Below are 19,886 nucleotides of genomic sequence, written 5' to 3'. Positions count from 1 at the left end.
CTGCCGCGGGTATTTTCCTGACTCCACCCGACATAAACCACCCTCGATGCCTGGAACATTCCAATGACCTTTGATGCCGAAATGCTGTTTCCCGAAACCCGGCTTGATGAAGAAAATTCCGTTGCCGGCCTCACCCATCAGGATATCGTGACTGCCCTGACGTCCGTTCCCGGTCGCCGCTGCATAGTGGTCCTCCATATGCTTTATCCGCGCACCGACGCGCGCACCCATCACAGCCTTGATTCGCTGGTTCATTCACTGCATGGTCACGGACTGCATCAGTTAGCCAGCCTCGTGGCAAACGAAACCCACTATCTCCTCTTCACCGACGCGGCAAAGGCGTGGATCGCTTTTCATGAGATCCGGCGCGACTCACTTGCGATTGGCGTGCATCTGTACTTCAAAGGGCTCACAGGCGACGCGGCAGAGCACGCACTGGACACATACGTGCACCAGGCGTCACGATGATGGGACGAAATACATCAACGCCGGGGTCCCTGTTCCTGCGGTCTCAATCAGCGAGCGATAATCCACACGGTGAGGCTGGTTCTTTGCAGACGACACGAAAGCACGAGCAGGCATGCTTCGCATGCTCACTCAATTGGGTGAGGTACGACGTACAGTCCATCTTTAACATATGGCGCATCACGCTGAGATTCCGTTTTGTTTACCACCTCGGTAACCGCGTCATCGCGCAAACGCAATGACAGTTCCTGTATCTGCTCCACCGGATGTTGCAACGGTGAAACGCCACTCGTATCGACCGCGTGCATCTGTTCTACCAGCACAAAGAATCCGTCGAGCTGGGCGAGTGCCTGGGCAGCCTCGGCATCTGTCAGTTCAAGCTGCGCGAGCTCCGCGATGTGCCTGATGTCCTCTGGCGTTATCGCCATATCACCTCCCTGTTGTTGCATTACAATCGCGACGCGCACGATTGTATGTCGCGCCGCGCAAACTGGGCTTGAAGCTGGGCCTTATCAGGTGATAGCTGTTCGCCAGTGGTGTGAGGACGCGCGTATCGAGCGCGGCCACTCACGCACAACTGATCGACCGCGATCGCCCATACGATCATTACCGCCGATAGGACGGCGCCGTTCTTCACGTATTCCCATCACCGATCAGCGAACAGGTGTGCGCCGGCCCGATTCGAGGTACTGCCGGGACTGCATCTCGAAAAGCCGGGACATGGTTCGCTCGAAATCGATCTCGACCCGACTGTCTGGGCACAGGTGCTCAAGCGCGACATCGGCGTACACAAGAAGCTTCACCCGATGGTCGTAGATAATATCAACCAGCCAGATAAAGCGCCGGATTGCCGCGTCGTCATCCGACGACATCTGCGGTACGTCAGAAAGCATCATGGTGTGGAAGCGGCTGACCAGATATAGATAGTCATCCTGAGACCGCATGCCGCCGCACAGGGTCGCAAAATCGAACCAGGCGATGTCACCGGCGCGGTTCACCGCGCGAATCTCGCGACCGGCCACGCGTAACGTCTGATCGTCTTCAGGCGCGGACGACAGCTTGGAAAACGCATCGCGGAATCGCCGGTCGTTCTCCGGAGTCCGGGGCGAGAGGTACATGCGCACCTGGGACAGTGTGCGTAGCCGGTAGTCCACTCCGGCATCAACGTTGATGACATCGAGCTTCGCCTTGAGCAGATCGATTGCCGGCAGGAAGCGCTCGCGATTCAATCCGTCCGGGTAAAGCCCGTCAGGTTCGTAATTGGACGTCAGCACCAACTGCACGCCCTCGGCAAATAGCCGCTCGAAAAGTCGGTAAAGGATCATCGCATCCGCGACGTCAGAAATGTGGAACTCATCGAAGCAGATCAATCGTGAGCGGAGCGCGATGTGCTTCGCTAACGTGTCGAGCGGATCAGCTTCGCCTTTTAGCGTCTGAAGTTCTGTATGGACGTCGTGCATGAATTCATGAAAATGCACGCGAGCTTTGGCCTGAACCGGCGCGAGCGCGAAGAAACAGTCCATCAAAAATGTCTTGCCTCTGCCGACACCACCCCATAAATAGATTCCCCGAGGCGGATCAGGATGAAATACGAACCGTCTTAATGGGTTCGATCGGTGCGCCTCATAGTCGGCCCATTCCTGCGAGCAACGCTGGAGGTGCGCAGCCGCAGAGAGCTGCGCCGTGTCCGCTTCACACCCGCGGTTTTGCAGCTCGGCCTTGAGATATTCCGTGACGTTCATTTATCTTCAAAGAAAGGGGTTGAAGGACAAGGCATGAAGCGGTGCCAACGCGCTGATGGACAGCACTCTGGAGCCCTACGGTCGCCCCGCAACGGCGTCTTCGCTCGCCTCCCGGACGGGCCGTACTGCAGTGCCCGGCAGTGGCACAACGCCGGAGACGGTCATGACATGTGGTTGCAGAAGGAGCGCAACGAGCGCTGTCCATCCGGTCTGATGGGAAGCGCCCAGACCACGACCGTTATCGCCGTGAAAATATTCGTGAAAAAGAACAAGGTCTTTCGATTCATCGTCGGACTGCAACGCGGCGTAGGCGGACATCGACGGACGCAAACCGTCCAGCCCCCTTAGAAACAGCGTTGTCACCCGGCGTGCAAGTGCGTCCGCAATCTCGCGAAGCGAATGAAGCTCGCCGGAACCCGTCGGATATTCCACGCGGAACTCGTCGCCATAGTAGCGATGAAATTCGTAGATCGATTCGATCAGCAGGAAATTGACAGGCATCCAGACGGGCCCGCGCCAGTTGGAGTTACCGCCAAGCATCCCGGTCACCGACTCGGCGGGCTGATACTGGATCGAAAACGCCTGCGAATCATGATTGAACAGGAATGGCTGCCTGGCATGCGCGCGGGACAGGGCACGCACGCCGTGCGTGGAGAGAAATTCACTTTCATCAAGCACGCGCCGCAGCAGTGCTTTCATCCGGTGGCCGCGCAGCAGCGATAGAAGCAGGCTGTTTCCCCTGCCCGGCTGGTTCCAGCGCGAAACCAGCTTCGCGAGATCAGGGCGATGCTCGAGAAACCAGACCAGTCGATCCCTGAGTCCTGGCAGATGACCGTGCAGGCGCTCTTCGAGGACGTGAACGGCAAAAAGCGGGATCAGGCCGACAATCGAGCGAACGCGCATCGGAACGCTGCTCCCGTCCGGAAATTTCAATATGTCGTAAAAGAACTCGTCGCGCTCGTCCCAAAGCGCTGTGTTGTTATCGTCAGTCCGACCCACCGCCTCTGCGATGTAAAGGAAGTGTTCGAAGAACTTCACCGAAATGTCGACAAAGACATAATTAGCCAGCGAAAGCTCAAGCGCAATGCGCATCAGGTCCAATGCGTACGCCGCCATCCACGCAGTCCCATCGGCCTGGTCTATCCGCCCGCCCGTAGGCAGCGGTGCGGAACGGTCGAAGATGCCAACGTTGTCGAGTCCGAGGAAACCGCCCTGAAAGATGTTGCGACCGTCCGCATCCTTGCGGTTCACCCACCATGTAAAATTGAGCAGCAGCTTGTTGAATACGAGTTCAAGGAAGACATGATCTCCCTTGCCTGCCATCGTCCGGTCGATTTCGTAGACACGCCATGCGGCCCACGCGTGCACGGGCGGATTCGCGTCGCTAAATGCCCATTCATACGCGGGCAACTGGCCACTGGGATGCAGGTAACGATCCTTCAGAAGCAGCAGCAACTGCTTCTTCGCAAATTCCGGATCGATCAGTGCGATGGCCACAGCGTGAAATGCCAGATCCCAGGCGGCATACCACGGGTACTCCCACTTGTCCGGCACCAGCACAATGTCCGCGTTAAACATATGGCGCCAGTCAGCATTGCGTCCCCGTGTACGCGCGGCCGGCGGCGTTGGCTGCGTCGGATCTCCGGCGAGCCAGCGCGCCACGTCAAACTCGTAATACTGCTTGGACCACAGCAAACCCGCCAAAGCCTGGCGTTGCACCAGCCGGGCATCCGCATCGCTGATCTCGTGCTGCAAGCCCTCATAGAACGCATCGGCCTCGGCCTTTCGCCGCTTGATCAGGCCGTCGGTGTCCAGCGGTCGATGTTCGCGCATCGTTGCGGGCCGCCAGCGCAGCGTGACGGTCGCTTCTCCGTGTGCCTCGCATTTCAGATGCACATGGGCCGCGGCGCGCGTGCCTTCGTCCCGGCGAATCGCATTCGTGTCCCCATGCACGATGAAATCGTTAAATCCATCCTTGAATGGTCCTTGCCGGTCGACGTCAAACAGGCGTCGGACATTAGTTTCGTTCTCGCAAAATAGCCATTCGACGTTCGCATCGTCTTGCGCCTGGGCGGTGACAAGGATGGGCTCATGCCCATCGCGCCTCACCAGTACGGATGGTGATGCGTCTTCGGACTGAAGAACAAGCGATGGCTTTATCGCCCGTCTGCTCCATGACCACGTGTTGCGCGCCCAGAACTGCGGCAACACGTCGAGCTCCGCCTCTATTGCAGCACGGTTGCACACGGTAATGCGCATGACGATATCCTGGGCGGTGTGCTTCGCATATTCGACATAAACATCGAAGTAGCGCTGATCATCGAACACACCCGTATCGAGAATTTCATACTCAGGCGTGTCGGCGCCCCGTCTGGCGTTTTCGTCAACCAGATCTTCATACGGGAAGGCCGCGTGGGGATACCGGTACAGCATTTTCATATACGAGTGCGTCGGCGTACCGTCGAGGTAAAAGTACAGCTCCTTGACGTCCTCCCCATGGTTGCCCTGCGCATTCGTGAGGCCAAACAGCCGCTCCTTGAGAATCGGATCATGTCCGTTCCAGAGCGCCAGTGACACACACCAGGTCTGCCTGTCGTCGCAAAATCCGGCAATGCCGTCCTCGCCCCAGCGGTAAGCCCGGCTGCGTGCGTGGTCGTGCGGAAAATAGTCCCATGCGGTTCCATGCTCGCTGTAGTCTTCGCGCACCGTTCCCCATTGGCGTTCGGCGAGATACGGCCCCCACTGCTGCCATCGTTCCTGATGAGAACAATGAAGCCGCTGGCCTTCCGGCGTTTCCTGCCATCTTGTTTTTCGGAACGGCGGCATAGGATCAGCCTTTAACCGGGCAACCAGCGGCCCACATAATCAGCATTCCTGTCTGTGCAGTGAGATGCCGGGGCAACGCCGCCGTCATTTGACAGGCTGGGCAACCATGTCCCCCGACAGGGCTGCAATTACCCAAATCTATCGGGCGGCCGAAATCAGGCCCGTCGGCCGTCCACTGTCCCGCTTCCGATTCGCGCCTGCCGGCGTGCCGGACGATGCACAGGCCCATGCGCCTGTGCCGCGTTTGAAAACCGTGTACTGATCGCATGCCGAGACTCTCCCGTCAACCTGTTAGCCTTGCTCCGCAAGCAGGCTGGGAGTTCACGACAGACACAAGCGTGCGCGACGCCGGGCGCACTGATCCAGGCGTTCTTGACGCAACAATTGTGCAAGTCCAGGGGGGAATGAACGATGCCCCACGGTACCCAGGCCCGCTGGTGCTCGTAGGCATCATCAGTCAGCGAACGCCGACAGTTGAGGGAGGAATGCCATCTCCACTGAACGCTAGTCTATTCCGGCTACCTTTTTCGTGCAAGGACGGCCATGGCAATAGAAAGGCGTTTCAGAATGCGCGTCGCGCAACCATGGGTATGCGACGCACACTCATACTACACGCGCTCTTTACTTTTCTACACTCTTTCCGCGGCCATGTTCGGATGCCTGATGGGTCGCTGCGCGCGAAGCATGCTCGCCAGCCGAAACCTCATGACCATGGGCAACATGGGCATGATGGTTGGCCTTTTCGGTTTCACCCGCTTCGTGATGCTTCGCCGCCTGACGATGATGGGCCGCTGCATGCTCATGATGCGTCGCCGCGTCCTGATGATATTGCGCAGGGTGTTTGGTCTGATTTGCCATGTCAATCTCCTTGAAAGGCAGGAAGTCTGGAAAGAAAGGTTTGCGTCCCGCCGGCGGTAGTTGAGCAAGGGCGATACCTGCTACGCGATGAACTCCTGATCGACCATACGGGTCGAACATATCAGCGTTCCTTCAGGTGAGCCTTCAAGGAAGTGCGAACCGGTCCGTGCATATAGTTTTCTTTCCAGAGGAGTTCCGATGAATACCAGTGCTACGGGCGATGGCGCGCAGCTTCTTGAGATCTGGCTGGTCCGCCACGGCGAGACTGACTGGAGCCTGTCAGGGCAGCACACGGGGCGTACTGACGTACCATTGACCGCACGCGGACAGGATCAGGCCCGGGCATTGTCCGCCCTGCTGGCATCACGTGACTTCGATCGTGTCCTGACAAGCCCGATGTCGCGCGCGAAACAGACGAGCGAACTCGCCGGCTTTGGTGACAAGGCACATGTCGAACAGCAATTGCGCGAATGGGATTACGGTATCTATGAGGGGCGTTCGACCGCTGACATCCAGCGCGACGTGCCAGACTGGTCAGTCTGGACGTCGGATGTCCCTGAAGGAGAAAATCTGCCTCGGGTCACGGCCCGTGCGCAGGGGCTCATTCAGAACCTGCTCTGCAACCCCGGCCGGATCGCCCTCTTTTCTCATGCCCATTTCTCCCGTGCACTCGCGAGCTGCTGGGTGAGCGGCACGGCGGCGCTGGGGCAGCACCTCATGTTTGACACCGCGGCCGTCAGCATCCTCGGGTTCGATCGCGGCACGCGGGTTATTCGCAAATGGAATCTGCGTCAGACCGACTACGAGCCCCGTTGAACAGACCCAGTTGTTGCTGGATGTGGCCTGGCAGGCGTGCATCGGCCAGCGCTGCACGCGTTGTCATTTACTTACCCGCCTCAACCAGATTCACGCTGCCGCCGGCTTCGTCCGGTGGCGGGTCGCGCACCACAGTCACCGCGCATGGCGCGAACGCGACGACATGCCGCGCGACCGACCCGATCATCCAGCGATCAAGCAGACCATGGCCACGATGCCCGACGACGATGTGATCGATGTCATACTCCCGGGCATATCTGATGATTTCTTCGGCGGCGTTACCCACGGCCACACCAGCCGTCGCGTTTTCGATCGTGCCAAGATCCAGCCCAGCAAGTACGTCCTCGCAATGGGTCATCTCCTGATCAACCAGAGATTGCGTATCCATCTCAAGACCAAGGTCGCGCTCCGCCGCAACGCACAGCACGTGCAGGTGTGCGTTGTACCGACCTGTCATCTCGATCGCAAAGGTGGCGGCCAGACGGGCGGAATCGGAGCCATCGTAAGCAAGCAATACTGAACGCATAATTTCCTCTCTTACACGTTAGGCCGCGACTTTTTCGTGATGTCTGGTCCGACATGGATCCACATCGGGCACCTGCTTTGACATGACACAGGAAGCAGCATAATTCATATTCCTGTTTCAATTCTATAACGCCTGATCTCACGGGTGCGTCACTCCGACACTCGCCGCAGCGGCGTCTAGCGAAAGATCCTGGGCCGACTTCAGCAGACTCTTTCGCGCGGCCTGTCGCCGCCCTTTGTTCATCTTCGGCAGTAAAGGGTTGCCTCTCCTGTGGCGAGAGCAGTCGATAAAAAGCGACGTAAGTCAGGTAACTTCCTATACTTAAGGACAGGATAGCTCGCCGGGCGATGCCGGCGCGAGTATTGATCGCACATTCAAACTTCTGGCACCCGATGATGCTCGAAGAAATTGCCTGGAGAAGGAAAAATGAAGGGAAACATGGAAGTCTTTGAAACGGTCGGCACGCGTCATTTCTCGGCAACGCTAGAGCTCGATGGACTGCTCACCGTGAAAGAAGGAAATCTCGAGCTAACGCGCGTCACCGTCGGTGACGCGCTTGCGACGCTTGCTGAGAAACCCGACACAACGAACCTGCTCGACACGACAATAGATGAAATGTTGAGAACATTTATCCGGTCCTACGCACGTGTCGTCTAGAACAAGCCCTGCACGTAACGAAACTGGTAGCTTTCGCGAAATGAAAGCTCTCACGAGGTCCCGAATGTTTCATGCAACGCAGCAGCTTTCGGCCTGAACTGCGAATGCCGTGACAGGTCGAGACCGGGACGCGCGTCCAGCACCACCTCTAGGCTTTGTGTCCGAGTCGTTTTTTCCTCTGTTCCACATTGCGACTCGAAGCCGGGGCGCCTAAAATCGCGAAGTGGAGATGGCATTCTCCGTCAACCGCCCACGAGGCTGATAATGCCTGCAAGCCTGTGAAGGCGCTGTTGGCTCGCCCGTCCCGTTTGTCCAGACACGAAGCCGCTGCCCTACCGGAGACGTTCCGATAGCGGGCTCCCTGTCGCGCGTCGATAGACCGTTGTGCTCCGTCTGCCGGAGGACATCTGCCTTATCGTGGGGCGTCGTTAGCTGTCAGCGATCCGATCAGCAAGGCGAGCCGGTATGCGACGATGGAGTTATCGTCCACCCGCGCTGCGCCGTATCGGTAGCAAGACAGCGACATGGCAAGCGGCGATCGGGGTTAGCTCAAAGCCGGTAGCGCGTTAGTGACGTCTTGCTATCCCATACCGGGAAACAGGGTTATGAAGTTCTGCTCAAGCTGTGGACATAACGTGGTTTTAAAAACACCGGATGGCGACAGTCGCCTACGCCATGTGTGCAGCCATTGCGGCACAGTTCACTATACGAACCCGCGCAATGTCGTGGGAACAATACCCACCTGGGACGACAGGATCCTGATGTGCCGGCGCGCAATAGAACCGGGGTACGGATTATGGACATTGCCGTCCGGCTTTCTTGAGGAAGGGGAAACGACCCGCGAGGGCGCCGTCAGGGAAACACTCGAGGAAGCAGGCGCGCTGGTGTCGGTTGGCGAACTATATGCGATCGCCGAGGTACGGCAGATACACCATGTGTATCTCTTCTTCATTGCTGGGATGCGCGGCCCTGAAATCGCACGAGGCAGTGAAAGCCTTGAGGTGCGCCTATTCGAAGAGGGAGACATTCCATGGGAGGCGATCGCATTTCCGGCAGTGACGCAAACCCTTCGACGCTTTGTTCAGGATCGCTCCAGCGGCAGAATCAGGTCCCAGAACTTTCGGGTTCACATGATGGAGATCGATGGGTCGCTTGACATCGAGATACGCCCGTCTACCGAAAGCAATCTCCGGACGCAGCAATCGTCAGCCCCAGACAAATAAGGGTTCCCACGCCTGCTGCTCGCAGCGGCTTCCGGGTCACTTCGAAAGACATGGTGCCGCTCATCCGTCTGCGCAGTGATTGCGGGCATACCAGGCGCGCCCTATGCGAAAGCAGCATTGGCAGCCATCGGAGCGCCGATCTCCAATTCGTGCTGTGCGATATCGGGCCGACCAAACGCGCCCCGAATCACAGGGCACAACGCTGCAAGGCTCTGTGTCTGTTCGACAGCAATACTTCTCAAGAACGATGGTTTCACACGCTCCCGTTGCGTCAGAAAATATCTACGACCGGGTCTGTCGCTATACCCAAACTTCCCCCGGGACCGTTTAAACAGAACGCGGTTCGCTCCGCAAACTCGCCGCCGACATCAGCAGGTTTCGTGCGACTATCCACCCGCAACGTGCCGGACCGGTTGTCCCGCGTGGCTCCTATGCTGAGCTTCCTTGAGCAAGCCAGGCGTTCATCCATTCACGAGCCGTGAGACTTCGATGGCGAAGGAGTAGCCGCTGGCTCGCGAGGTTTCTTGGCAGGCGCCCTGTGCCTCTTCTGGTCATTGCCGCTTTCTATTCGCGTAGATCCGCCCAAAGAGGGAGGATCGCTGGCAGGAAAGGACTCGTCAATTGCTTCGTCAACCTCCTTTTCGGTGGGAGCCCCCGCCCGACTTCGTTCTTCCACAGGGGTAACCGGCTTCCTGGACATCTTCGGTATGTTCGTTTTCATGATGTGACCTCAAGTTTCAGGACAGGATGCCGCCATGAAACCGCGGCGGATAGACTGGATATGGCGCCGGCCGGGTGGACACAGCCCACCGACGCCGCCGTGCTCGGGCTGGGAGGAAATCGAAATGGTGTGCCGTGCCAATCGTTGTGACGTTCGCTCGAAGACGAGTTTGAACGGTGTTTTCCGGCGAAGCCTGGCAAGCCGAGGTAAGCCCTGAGAAGTCATCGAACACCTACTGTTGTCAGTGGAGCGCCTGGTGCGCACAACGGTAGGCATCATTAGCCGGAGAGCCCGGCGTTTAAGGAGAATGCCATCTCCCGGTTCCCAGCATACTGCGCGAGCCTGCACCGCGCAAGGGCGCGATGCTGCGGTTCGAAACGGTTGCCGGGCTGCTCCGGCTCGGGTCTGCTGCTTCGCCAGCACAGCCTTCAACTGGCCAACTCACCTGATCCCTCACCTTCCTGACAAAGTATCCGAGGGAGTCGGAGAATGGCAAGCCGGCCTGGGACGGGCCCCTTGTTCGCCACAAGCCCCGTTGCCGGTAACGACTGTCAACCGGCCTGCTCAAGCCGGACTCGCCGGCTTGTTGTCTCCCTGAGTCCAGAACCGGGTAGTCAGATTGAGATACTCCATCCATGGGCCGTTCACCGATCGGTTTGCCAGATGCGCTGCGGCGCTTTCCACGCTTTGCTGCCATTCACGAAACGCGTCTGTGAGGCCGGATAAGAGAACGTCCGGGTCAACAGCGCTGCGTCGCAGTGCGTCCTGAATAGTGTTCTCGTGTCGCTGCCAGTGCTGGCGGACGATATTCGTCTGCAAAGTGATGAGCGCGGGAAAATCCCGGGCGTCCAGCAGCTCGCGCAGTTGTGCCTCGGATTCCCTGCCGCTGTCCGCAATGGCCTTCCGGCTTTCCCGGACCCACTGTTGGTTGCTGTGCTGAAGCAGCTCGCTGACGCGCTGGAAAAGTAACGTGTTCGCATTGTAGAGTTCAAGAGCAGCGTTGATTCTTCCTTCACCCATTTAAGTCTCCGAATTGATAATTACCTTCCTGATGATCCAGTTCAGGATGTTTGATGCCCGCAAATGGACGAGACCGGTTGACCTCGCCCGGGTTGTTCCTGTGGGCAGGCACGCGCGACACCGGTCCACGGGCCATTTCCAACCGATGTGATCCTGCAACTTCTACGCGCCGGAGGGGGCGATCTGGCAGCCCCCCGCGACGCTATCGGACGAATCCCCAGGCTCGCGTGGCGCATCCGGCCGCGTGCGTCCGGATGCGCCCGCAGAAGGACGTTTCGATGATGCAAGTGCATGTTTTACCAACGCGTAGCCCTCAGCCTGATTGGCGCGGATAGCAACATCCGAAAAGTCATAGTCCCGTGAGGAGGGTTCGCCGGCCTGCCCTTTGCGCACGAAGCGTGTCACCTCCATTGGTGCGCCATCGCCCATCAACTGGATGTAGCGCGGACGGTGCCTGATGCGCTCGCGCGCGGTCGGCTCGAGTTCGTGCAGGATCGTGTCGATCAGGCCGCGATACGCATCGGTCAATTCGCGCACACGCAGGTCGCTGCGCACGCGTTCGGAATACACGATCTCATCGCGCCTGGCCATGATCTCCATCATGTTCGTCGGCAAGGGCTTCTGGCCCGAGTAAAGATCCACAATGAATGCACGTTTTCCATCCGGACCGCACCGGTCAATCACAAGGTCAAGCGGCGAATTGCTCACCGTTCCGCCGTCCCAGTATGGCTTGCCGTCGACGAACGTCCACGCAAACCCTGGCGGCAGGCTGCCGCTCGCCAGAATGTGATCAGCAGTGAGTTCATCGACATAGCTGTCGAATATTTCAAGCTCGGCAGTCAGCACGTTGACCGCGCCAACGAGCAGGCGTACCGGACTCTCCCGCAGCGCGGGAAAATCCACATACCGGGAGATGAGTTCCTTCATCGGCGACGTGTCGTAGAAACTGATCCAGTTCCATGGTGGAGTCCAGGGAGCACCCGGGGCCGACAACCATCGCGGCGTGAAAAACTTCGGCACGCCAAACTGCAGGATCTGCATCGCCGTTACGGTGCGCCTCAGGTGCTCCGGAAGGAACGGCGAAGTCCGGACCTCGAGTTCCGACCAGAACGCTTCCAGCGCACCAGCAGCATTCCTCGGATTGCTGGCGACAATGGCACCATTCAGGGCACCGATCGAAATTCCCGCGACAATGTCCGGAAACACACCGTCCTCTTCAAGCGCCTTGACAACGCCACACTCGAACGCGCCGAGCGCCCCTCCCCCCTGCAGGATCAACACCGTCTGCGGCGGGAGCAGGTCGAGCGCGAAGTCCGGATTTTCCAGATTCCGCTTCTGTCCGCGCAGATTCGTCCGGTACTGGATCAGTTCTTCCGCCAGTCGGGTTTCGCCGGCGCTGCGGCCCAGCGAGAAGAGTGCACGAGGGATGTTGTCTTCGAGATAGAAAAGCGCGAACGAACGCTCCCTGAGCGATCCGCGGCTCACGTATTCCTTGCCGTCTTCGGGTGCGCCAAGCACGTTAAAGGCAATATCGCCGACCTCACAGAAGAAGTACGAGACCTGGTCGTACCGCACCCTGCGTTCGAGCATGTTCTCCGCGGCCAAACGGCCTTGTTTCACAGCGTTGTCCCAGTGCTCAATGTGACGTCGGCGCAAGAATACCGGATCGTAGAAGGTGGTCACGTCGCCTGCGGCGAAAACATTGGGCACGTTGGTCCGCAATTGCTCATCAACCGTAATTCTGCCCTCTTCCAGTGCGATACCGCTTCCTTCCAGGAACCGCGTGTCTGCTTCCACGCCCGTGCTGACGACAACCATCTCGCACCGGATGCGCAGACCGCTGGCGGTCTGCACTTCTGAGACCCTCCGTTGCCCCGAAAATGACACTACGGGGTCATCCACCATGACCCGGGCACCTCGCTGCTGGGCATACTCCAGGAAAAAGGCTGAAAGTGTCGTCGACTCCAGATGGCGCATCACCCTGCCGCTCGCCTCGATGATCGTCACCTCAAGGCCGAGTTCGAGCAATGAAATGGCCACCTCCATTCCGAGGAAACTGCCACCGACAACGACTGCCCGCTTTGCCTTTGAGGCTGCAGCCCGGATCGCGTCGCAATCGGATCGGCATCTCAAGGCGTGGATACCGGGCAACGAAGCGCCAGGAACGACCAACCGTCGCGGGGCCGCCCCTGTTGCAAGCAGGAGCTTTTCATAGCGGATCCGCAAGCCGCTGGCGGTTCGCACGACCTGCGACGCAGTATCAATCGAAGCAGCCCGGGTACCGAGCCTGACATCGATCTCCTGTTCATCGTAGTACCGCTGTGGATGGACCAGAATCTGGGACTCATCGGCCTGCCCAAGCAGATACCGTTTGGAAAGGGCCGGTCTGTGATAGGGCAGCGTTTGCTCGGCTGACAGGATCATGATCGAACCCGTTGCACCTTCACGACGCAATGTCTCCGCTGCCCTCGCGCTAGCGAGTCCACCGCCCACAAGGACGAAATCAATCTTTGCTTCTGTCGCTTCTGCCATTAAAAAATACCCCGCCCATCCATAAAGATGGGACGCGAAAAATTACGTTGCACGAACACTGGAGGCCTGAATTTCTTCGGGGCATTAATGCTGGAATCAGGACCCGCCGGAGATAGGCGTCGCCGCGAGCCGCAGCTCCCGTGGCGAGATCTATCCTGACCACGCCGTGCTAGGTGGCGGGTCGGCCGACACTTAACGCGCCTGCGCACACGCGGGACGCCCATACGGCACACAGCGTGACACCGCCCGCACTGGCACGGGCCAAGCGCGTCAGGACCACGTGGACGGCTGACTGCGATCGCCGTCGGCCGCATCGCAAATCGAAGCCCAGAATCAGTCATCACCCTCATGAGGATCCGACGAATCTGACGAGACCGGCCCCGCTTCGGCAATTGGCCACGCCTACGCAGCGATCTGGCCTCGCACTAAAATGGCGAGAACCCCGGCGGTTATCATGGCATCGGCATTGCGTGGCCGGGGACGCGCCCGAGGTCGATAAACGGCCTCCCCCCGTACGATCCATCTGCCACTCACCGCGCATCGACCCGCCCGCTTCGTGCGGGTTTTTTTCCATGTCTGCTCGCCATAGTGTCCGCAGAGCGCATCGCTCCACGACAGGATCACCGTATCCGCGTCGACCCACTCGATCACACGGACTATCGGAGCTCCATGTTCCTGCTGCCCGCGTGCCACCGGACACCGTTCTGGGCGCGATGTGACCTGGTCCAATGTGAGCTCGTCCGATGCGCCACGCACATGCGTCCAGCGGCATGGACTGGTCGGCTGGGCCGGCGTTTCCACGGCTTCGTTGTTCATGTCTTTCCAATGTCTGACCACTCTTCGACCCGTGCTGGACACAACCTCTCGAACTGCGCCGCGCCATTTCGCATGCGCAATGGGCTTTCCACCGAAGCAGCGTGCATTCCCGGCTATAAAAGTGGCGCGCCGTCACGATTGAAGTTGAGTCCTGTCAGGAGCGCTGCAGAAGAGGGAGCGCGTCACGTTGCGTTTCGCCAATGTATAACTGCCGCGGCCGCCCGATTTTCTGCTCCGGATCCGCGATCATCTCGTTCCACTGCGCAACCCATCCCACCGTGCGCGCCATCGAGAAAATGCAGGTGAACATCGACGTCGGAATACCCAGTGCGCGTTGCACAATGCCCGAGTAGAAGTCGACGTTCGGGTACAGCTTGCGCGACACGAAGTAGTCGTCTTCCAGCGCAATCTTTTCGAGCGCCATCGCGAGCTTGAACAGGGGGTCGTCATGCAGGCCAAGTTCTTCTAGCACCTCATGGCACGTTTCGCGCATCAGCTTTGCGCGCGGATCGTAGTTCTTGTACACGCGATGACCGAAGCCCATCAGCTTCACATGTGAGTCCTTGTCCTTCACCTGCCTGATGAACTCGGGAATGTTGTCAACGGAACCGATCTGCTCGAGCATATTCAGCGCGGCTTCGTTCGCCCCACCATGCGCCGGGCCCCACAGACACGCGATGCCCGCGGCAATACATGCGAACGGGTTCGCGCCCGACGAACCGGCGAGACGCACGGTCGAAGTCGACGCGTTCTGCTCGTGGTCTGCATGCAGGATGAGGATGCGGTCGAGCGCGCGCACCAGCACGTCGTTGACCTTGTACTCCTCACACGGATTCGCGAACATCATGTGCATGAAGTTCGCGCTGTACGACAGGTCGTTCTTCGGGTACACAAACGGCTGGCCGATCGTGTACTTGTACGCCATGGCGACCAGCGTTGGCAGCTTCGCGATCATCCGTGTCGCGGATATCTCACGATGCAGCGGATTGTTGATGTCAAGAGAATCGTGGTAGAACGCTGACAGGGCTCCCACTGCGGCGACGAGGATCGCCATCGGATGCGCGTCGCGGCGAAACCCACGAAAGAAAAAATGCATCTGTTCGTGCACCATCGTGTGCTGGGTGATGATGTTCACAAACTCGGCCTTCTGGGCACCGGTCGGCAATTCGCCCTTTAGCAACAGATAACAGGTTTCCATGAAATCCGCGTTCTGCGCGAGGTTGTCGATCGCGTAGCCGCGGTACAGCAGCTCGCCCTTGTCGCCATCAATGTAGGTAATTGCCGAATTGCACGCCGCGGTCGACATGAAGCCCGGGTCGTACGTAAACATGCCCGTCTGGGCATACAGCTTCCGTATATCGACCACGTCCGGACCCTGTGTTCCGCTCAGTACCGGGAGTTCCACCGTCTGTTCCCGTTGTGCGATGCGAAGGGTTGCTGTCAGCGTTTTCTTCGTGTCCATGCTCTTTACTCCGTTTGATTGCCGTCGAAAGATCGCCGCCGGGGCAATCTTCATTTACGACGTCAACTGATTTATATAGGTGTACTATCGTTTAATGCAGCGCAACGTACTGCGTGCATTTCAGATGCGAGATTGCCTGTCGGGAGTGCGTCGCGACATCGGATGAGAGCAGCCGAATTTGCAACGACGCGTAGCCGACCGTCATTGAGTGCGGGGCTGACCGCCTGCCACAGACGCGACGGGGGAAGGATGGGGTCGCTTTACGAAACGTTGCATGGGGCGCGCCGGATGACGGATGCACCCAGGCAACGCGGCCCGATAGCCCAGCGCGGCGGTGCTTCGCAATGCGCGCGGAGGCCTGCAGAAAATGATTTTTTGTCGCGGCGGCCTGACTGTAGACGGCGCGATCGACAAACAGCTTGCCGCAAGGAAATTCTGGCGGGCTTGTCGTTATCGTGTGCAACCGCGGACAAAGAAGTGCAGCCCGGAAACATTGCATGGTGGGATCTGACGGTTTGAAGAACTCAAACCTGGCGGGACATGGCGCAGCATAGGCCTACGCTTCCCGGACCAGGAACGCGTAGGCATCATTAGCCGGCTGCTGCCGGCGGTTATGGGAGGAATGCCATCTCCGTTACACGAGAGCTTAACCGAATTCCGTCTTGCAGTGCAACAACTGCCCCCGGTTCTGTTCTGTATGCCCCTGTCGCCCACGGGCAACAACTGATCGGGCATCCAACCTGTTCCAGGACCGGTACACTACGCGGGAAGCGCTGCAGCGGCCAAAGGCGAGCGTTGCACTCCCGAATACGTTTCCGATCCCTCTACTGAACCATCATGCTTAAGGGCTTGCTCACTCTCACTATCGTCATTGCGGCCGTCATCTTCCTCGTGCACGCTCTCTTCTGACGTCAGCCCGCGAATCCCGGTAGCCGCTCCATGCCGGCTACCTGAGATATTGGGCGCGTCCAGGTGATTCGACTGCGCTAGCCACAAGGCGCCCCGATCACCCCGCTCTGACACGTTTCGAAACGTGCGACCAATCCGGCCGACAAGGGTGCCATAGCGCAGGTGACATACGGCCCATGACGCGCCGAAGGCACCTGGTCTACGATGTGAAGCATCGTGCACAAGGGTTTACGGTCAAGGCCAACGGTTTGAAATTACCTCGCCCGTTCAGCCTGGGCGAGGCTGGCCCGTCACAGGCTCCTGTGTGTGCTAGACCGTTCCATTCGGGTGCTCCGATACGCGTCCGTGCATTATGACTGTGATGGCCGATGTAATGGCCGCGAGAATCGCCGTGAGCAGACCCAGATATCCGCCCAGGACCAGGAACAGCTGCGGTCCACCCCAGTTTCCGATTGCCAATGCGAGCAATGTCAGCCACAAGGCGAGCAGAAAGAGTATGCGGGGTAATCCTGCCTTGAACGAACCCAGCCAGACGTAACAGAAGAAGACCGCCCAGACAAGGTAGTACCAGCCTGCATAGGTGCGTGGCTCGCTATTGACGCCCGCAACAATCTGCTGCGCGAAGGTGTACATGGACCAGAAAAGTCCCGCACCGCCGAAAAAAATGATCGAGTCGAGACTGCGGCTTTGCATGAAGCTCAATATTCCCATCACGCCCAGAATAACCGCTAGCGGCCAGGCAATGGCGAGTCCGTGTCCGTACACCCTGTCGAACCAGCCGGCGTTAGGCATCGAAAGCAACCAGCTCGCCAATGCCCATCCCATGTAACCTACGGTCCCCGTCGTCACTGATTGATTGTTCATTTGTATCTCCAGTAGGGTTTCAACTACAAAGAATTCGAACGCAGCATCTGTACTGTAGGCAACCATCTCAGATCGCCATTCCATCTGGAGTCCATACTTATGTGTCGGGTATTGGAGCATGCCCACCCGAACGCCAGCGTCGACCTCCGGAGGTCACTCCTGCGGGAGAGAACAATGGGCTGCGGCCGGCGTCGGCTTGCCCGATCTTGCCGATCCAGGCAGCAACGCAGCGGTAAGGCAGGGGTTTTGAATCCGGCAGATTCGCTGCCGGGCGGCAGCGCAATGTGAACTGCGAATCCCTTGGGGATCCGGCAGCGAAAGGAACAAACGCAAAGCCGTCCTGATTCGTCATGACATGCCTACCCAGCAGCGTGCATCGTCACCTGCACCCGCAACTACATCAGGTAGGAGTCATCAGCCCGGATGGCACTTCATGGGGAACTCCATCCCCACACGTCAACACCGCTAAACGATAGAAAAGGTGGCGCGTTCCGTCAAGAAAAATGCGTTACCGGCGACAGACGGCCCTGACGCCAGAACTCACCATGCCATGCAGTGACCTGACAGACATAAAGGGAGTCAGCCAATATCCACTCGCGCACGGCTATCCATTTACGTCCCGGTCATGGCGCGGATATTCACACGCCTGTGTTATCAGAAGATCGTTATCCCGCGCGAATCCAATCACAAATCAAATGCCATGGGCTCCGCTTCCCTGAGACGTCCATCCAGAATCACGGCTTTCACGTCGCCCAGCACCGTGGGACGCACGTACGGGGAGTATTGCAGGTGGATGTTCGCGCCATGGCGGGGCGGCCCATACCCGGACATGACGCCACACAGTCTTTCGGCCCAGTCACTCGGCCGGAATATCTTTCCGCTTGACGTAATGCCCTGGATAAAATATCTGGTTTTATCCGTCTCAATCATACGACGCATAGGTGTGTCGAGGGACCGCAGAGGAACATCCATCGTCCGATGATCGCAATTCCCTGACGCCTCCCCGGCAGGCGGCCGCTCTGCCCGATTCTCCCCGTCGTATTCCCGCATTCCCCTGCGCAGGAGTCCTGATGGGTTGAGCGGATCGCGCGCTGCGGCGCATTCACGATGAGCCACGAAAAGTATCGCCTGCAGAAAGGCAGGATCGACATACCGGCGCTGAAAGGTGACGCATGATCATGAGAACCAGTTCCAAATTACCAGGACCTGGACGGCGGAACGCCTTAGGTGCGTGCCCACGACCCCGTTCAGGATTCGCAGGCATCATCAGCCGGTATACCGGCGGTTAATGGAGAATGCCATCTCCATGGCACGAAGATTACCACGCCTCGCATCGCGCGCCAAACGTAATCCCGTGATCAGAGTGAGGCGATGCCCCTGCCCGTGGGTGGCGCCTTGACCCGGCTCCGGGAAGCGCAGACTGCATGGTGCCGGACGACGCCAATAAAGCCACGCAGCACCGGGCTTGCATCTCCCGTCCTCCACGCCAGACCAGTGTCCAGCTGCGGGCCAGCCCCTCGCAACGAACAGTACACAACACCCGTGCGGCGCAGGTTGCGTAATGAGTCCGGTACCAATGCGATGCCCATTCCCGCGGAAACGAGACTGACGATAGTCTGCATCTGGATCGCCTGTTGCCCCATTCTCGGCGCGAGCCCAAGAGCCGCATAATAATCCACGATGGTGTCATGAAATCCCGGCGCAAGCTGGCGGGGGAAGATGACAAGGGGCTCGTCCGCGACATCATGAAGGCTCACCCCTACTTTTCTGGCTGACACGGGCGCCAGACCAAGCCGGCTGGCAACGGTCTCTGGCACAGCCAGGATCAGGGGCTCGCGTACAACCGGCATGTAGGATAGGGCCGCCCTATGACGCGCGGGCAATGGAGGAATCACGAATCCTGCATCCACGCGGCCTGCGGCTATCTCTTCGGCCTGTAGGTCACTGGTCGCCTCCGTCAGCGTTAGCCGTACGCCAGGACAGCGGGACGTGTATTCACCCAGCACATCCGGGAGGATTCCGTAATCGGCCGTGGATACAAACGCCAATGAGAGGCTCCCTGCTTCGCCGCGGGCCAGTGACTGTGCAAGTGTGCGCAGGGCGTCGGCGCTGCCAAGCAGCCGCTGTACTTCGGGTAGCAGATCCTTGCCTACCACGCTCAACCTGACCGAGCGCCGGGTCCGTATGAAAAGTTCCACCCCAAGCATCGACTCGAGGGACTGGATTGCCTGCGATAGCGGGGGTTGTGTGATCGCGAGCCTTGCGGCAGCGCGCCCAAAGTGCAGTTCCTCGGCCACTGCCACGAAGTACCGGAGAAGTCTGATTTCAAGATTTCGCGCATCCATTGATAGCCTCTGCGACCTAATACGACCAGAATAATATATTGGACGCCGGGCCAGACGCACCGCATGCTTTCTGCACCACCCCACACAAGCTGTCCGACCGGAGG

The 19,886-nt window shown here is 58.8% G+C and carries 15 protein-coding genes, 1 pseudogene and 6 riboswitches; of the genes and pseudogenes, 4 read left to right on the top strand and 12 right to left on the bottom strand.

The window, feature by feature from the left end:
* The first annotated feature begins 63 nt into the window (after nt 1-63).
* Nucleotides 64-468, top strand: coding sequence for a hypothetical protein (locus D0B32_RS29320; RefSeq protein ID WP_117337829.1), 405 nt, complete (start codon nt 64-66; stop codon nt 466-468).
* Between the two features lie 125 nt (nt 469-593).
* Here D0B32_RS29320 and gatC read toward each other — a convergent pair whose 3' ends face one another.
* From gatC to D0B32_RS29300, 4 genes are all read right to left on the bottom strand, one after another.
* A complete protein-coding gene (gene gatC, locus D0B32_RS29315; RefSeq protein ID WP_117337828.1) occupies nt 594-893 on the bottom strand; it encodes an Asp-tRNA(Asn)/Glu-tRNA(Gln) amidotransferase subunit GatC in 300 nt (99 codons plus the stop codon).
* A 225-nt stretch (nt 894-1,118) separates the two neighbouring features.
* Nucleotides 1,119-2,207: a cell division protein ZapE gene (zapE, locus tag D0B32_RS29310; RefSeq protein ID WP_117337827.1), complete on the bottom strand. Its 1,089-nt coding sequence runs from the start codon at nt 2,205-2,207 to the stop codon at nt 1,119-1,121.
* A gap of 75 nt (nt 2,208-2,282) precedes the next feature.
* Entirely contained in the window at nt 2,283-5,033 is a 2,751-nt protein-coding gene (locus tag D0B32_RS29305) for an MGH1-like glycoside hydrolase domain-containing protein (RefSeq protein ID WP_259295205.1), read from the bottom strand.
* Nucleotides 5,034-5,470: 437 nt separating this feature from the next.
* Nucleotides 5,471-5,538: riboswitch (Fluoride riboswitch) on the bottom strand.
* A 116-nt stretch (nt 5,539-5,654) separates the two neighbouring features.
* The gene (locus D0B32_RS29300; protein ID WP_220444981.1) at nt 5,655-6,011 is read right to left on the bottom strand and encodes a hypothetical protein; all 357 of its coding nucleotides are present in this window, start codon (nt 6,009-6,011) and stop codon (nt 5,655-5,657) included.
* A 78-nt stretch (nt 6,012-6,089) separates the two neighbouring features.
* Between D0B32_RS29300 and D0B32_RS29295 the strand changes: the two genes are divergently transcribed.
* Nucleotides 6,090-6,707: a histidine phosphatase family protein gene (locus D0B32_RS29295; protein WP_117337825.1), complete on the top strand. Its 618-nt coding sequence runs from the start codon at nt 6,090-6,092 to the stop codon at nt 6,705-6,707.
* Between the two features lie 67 nt (nt 6,708-6,774).
* On the opposite strand, the gene D0B32_RS29290 is transcribed toward D0B32_RS29295, so the two are convergent.
* Nucleotides 6,775-7,233 carry a universal stress protein gene (locus D0B32_RS29290; RefSeq protein ID WP_117337824.1) on the bottom strand — a complete coding sequence of 153 codons (459 nt, stop codon included), beginning with the start codon at nt 7,231-7,233 and terminating at the stop codon, nt 6,775-6,777.
* 438 nt (nt 7,234-7,671) lie between these two features.
* On the opposite strand from D0B32_RS29290, the gene D0B32_RS29285 reads away from it, so the two are divergent.
* Nucleotides 7,672-7,890, top strand: a complete 219-nt coding sequence (locus D0B32_RS29285) for a hypothetical protein (RefSeq protein WP_147329589.1) — start codon at nt 7,672-7,674, stop codon at nt 7,888-7,890.
* Nucleotides 7,891-8,106: 216 nt separating this feature from the next.
* Nucleotides 8,107-8,168, top strand: a riboswitch (Fluoride riboswitch).
* A 327-nt stretch (nt 8,169-8,495) separates the two neighbouring features.
* On the top strand, nt 8,496-9,113 hold the full coding sequence (locus D0B32_RS29280) for an NUDIX hydrolase (RefSeq protein WP_117337822.1): 618 nt from the start codon (nt 8,496-8,498) through the stop codon (nt 9,111-9,113).
* Between the two features lie 983 nt (nt 9,114-10,096).
* Nucleotides 10,097-10,161: riboswitch (Fluoride riboswitch) on the bottom strand.
* A gap of 237 nt (nt 10,162-10,398) precedes the next feature.
* On the opposite strand, the gene D0B32_RS29275 is transcribed toward D0B32_RS29280, so the two are convergent.
* The 7 genes and pseudogenes from D0B32_RS29275 to D0B32_RS29245 all read right to left on the bottom strand — a co-directional run bounded on the left by D0B32_RS29275 (nt 10,399) and on the right by D0B32_RS29245 (nt 19,782).
* Nucleotides 10,399-10,854 carry a hypothetical protein gene (locus D0B32_RS29275; RefSeq protein WP_117337821.1) on the bottom strand — a complete coding sequence of 152 codons (456 nt, stop codon included), beginning with the start codon at nt 10,852-10,854 and terminating at the stop codon, nt 10,399-10,401.
* Between the two features lie 162 nt (nt 10,855-11,016).
* Nucleotides 11,017-13,386, bottom strand: a complete 2,370-nt coding sequence (locus D0B32_RS29270) for an FAD-dependent oxidoreductase (RefSeq protein ID WP_117337820.1) — start codon at nt 13,384-13,386, stop codon at nt 11,017-11,019.
* 402 nt (nt 13,387-13,788) lie between these two features.
* Complete coding sequence (locus D0B32_RS33265; protein ID WP_117337819.1) at nt 13,789-14,202, bottom strand: DUF3331 domain-containing protein; 414 nt, start codon at nt 14,200-14,202, stop codon at nt 13,789-13,791.
* A 154-nt stretch (nt 14,203-14,356) separates the two neighbouring features.
* Nucleotides 14,357-15,664 carry a citrate synthase gene (gene gltA / locus D0B32_RS29260; RefSeq protein WP_117337818.1) on the bottom strand — a complete coding sequence of 436 codons (1,308 nt, stop codon included), beginning with the start codon at nt 15,662-15,664 and terminating at the stop codon, nt 14,357-14,359.
* Between the two features lie 574 nt (nt 15,665-16,238).
* Nucleotides 16,239-16,306: riboswitch (Fluoride riboswitch) on the bottom strand.
* 576 nt (nt 16,307-16,882) lie between these two features.
* The gene (locus tag D0B32_RS29255) at nt 16,883-17,521 is read right to left on the bottom strand and encodes a GPR1/FUN34/YaaH family transporter (RefSeq protein ID WP_181969947.1); all 639 of its coding nucleotides are present in this window, start codon (nt 17,519-17,521) and stop codon (nt 16,883-16,885) included.
* Between the two features lie 314 nt (nt 17,522-17,835).
* Nucleotides 17,836-17,897: riboswitch (Fluoride riboswitch) on the bottom strand.
* 144 nt (nt 17,898-18,041) lie between these two features.
* A pseudogene (locus D0B32_RS29250) lies at nt 18,042-18,367 on the bottom strand (DUF3579 domain-containing protein).
* Between the two features lie 320 nt (nt 18,368-18,687).
* Nucleotides 18,688-18,752, bottom strand: a riboswitch (Fluoride riboswitch).
* A 43-nt stretch (nt 18,753-18,795) separates the two neighbouring features.
* The gene (locus D0B32_RS29245) at nt 18,796-19,782 is read right to left on the bottom strand and encodes a LysR family transcriptional regulator (RefSeq protein ID WP_117337816.1); all 987 of its coding nucleotides are present in this window, start codon (nt 19,780-19,782) and stop codon (nt 18,796-18,798) included.
* Nucleotides 19,783-19,886: the final 104 nt, after the last annotated feature.

Origin of the sequence: Paraburkholderia sp. DHOC27 (assembly GCF_003429005.1) — a bacterium.
Classification (GTDB): Bacteria; Pseudomonadota; Gammaproteobacteria; order Burkholderiales; family Burkholderiaceae; genus Paraburkholderia.
The sequence above is the reverse complement of the archived record's forward strand: the minus strand, read 5'-3'. Positions and strand labels throughout refer to the sequence as shown.

Coding starts and splice junctions, on each gene's coding strand:
- D0B32_RS29270 (WP_117337820.1), bottom strand. CDS start 13,386: ATGGCAGAAGCGACAGAAGCAAAGATTGATTTCGTCCTTGTGGGCGGT.
- D0B32_RS29245 (WP_117337816.1), bottom strand. CDS start 19,782: ATGGATGCGCGAAATCTTGAAATCAGACTTCTCCGGTACTTCGTGGCA.
- D0B32_RS29295 (WP_117337825.1), top strand. CDS start 6,090: ATGAATACCAGTGCTACGGGCGATGGCGCGCAGCTTCTTGAGATCTGG.
- D0B32_RS29320 (WP_117337829.1), top strand. CDS start 64: ATGACCTTTGATGCCGAAATGCTGTTTCCCGAAACCCGGCTTGATGAA.
- D0B32_RS29300 (WP_220444981.1), bottom strand. CDS start 6,011: ATGTTCGACCCGTATGGTCGATCAGGAGTTCATCGCGTAGCAGGTATC.
- gatC (WP_117337828.1), bottom strand. CDS start 893: ATGGCGATAACGCCAGAGGACATCAGGCACATCGCGGAGCTCGCGCAG.
- zapE (WP_117337827.1), bottom strand. CDS start 2,207: ATGAACGTCACGGAATATCTCAAGGCCGAGCTGCAAAACCGCGGGTGT.
- D0B32_RS29255 (WP_181969947.1), bottom strand. CDS start 17,521: ATGGAATGGCGATCTGAGATGGTTGCCTACAGTACAGATGCTGCGTTC.
- gltA (WP_117337818.1), bottom strand. CDS start 15,664: ATGGACACGAAGAAAACGCTGACAGCAACCCTTCGCATCGCACAACGG.
- D0B32_RS29305 (WP_259295205.1), bottom strand. CDS start 5,033: ATGCCGCCGTTCCGAAAAACAAGATGGCAGGAAACGCCGGAAGGCCAG.
- D0B32_RS29275 (WP_117337821.1), bottom strand. CDS start 10,854: ATGGGTGAAGGAAGAATCAACGCTGCTCTTGAACTCTACAATGCGAAC.
- D0B32_RS33265 (WP_117337819.1), bottom strand. CDS start 14,202: ATGAACAACGAAGCCGTGGAAACGCCGGCCCAGCCGACCAGTCCATGC.
- D0B32_RS29285 (WP_147329589.1), top strand. CDS start 7,672: ATGGAAGTCTTTGAAACGGTCGGCACGCGTCATTTCTCGGCAACGCTA.
- D0B32_RS29290 (WP_117337824.1), bottom strand. CDS start 7,233: ATGCGTTCAGTATTGCTTGCTTACGATGGCTCCGATTCCGCCCGTCTG.
- D0B32_RS29280 (WP_117337822.1), top strand. CDS start 8,496: ATGAAGTTCTGCTCAAGCTGTGGACATAACGTGGTTTTAAAAACACCG.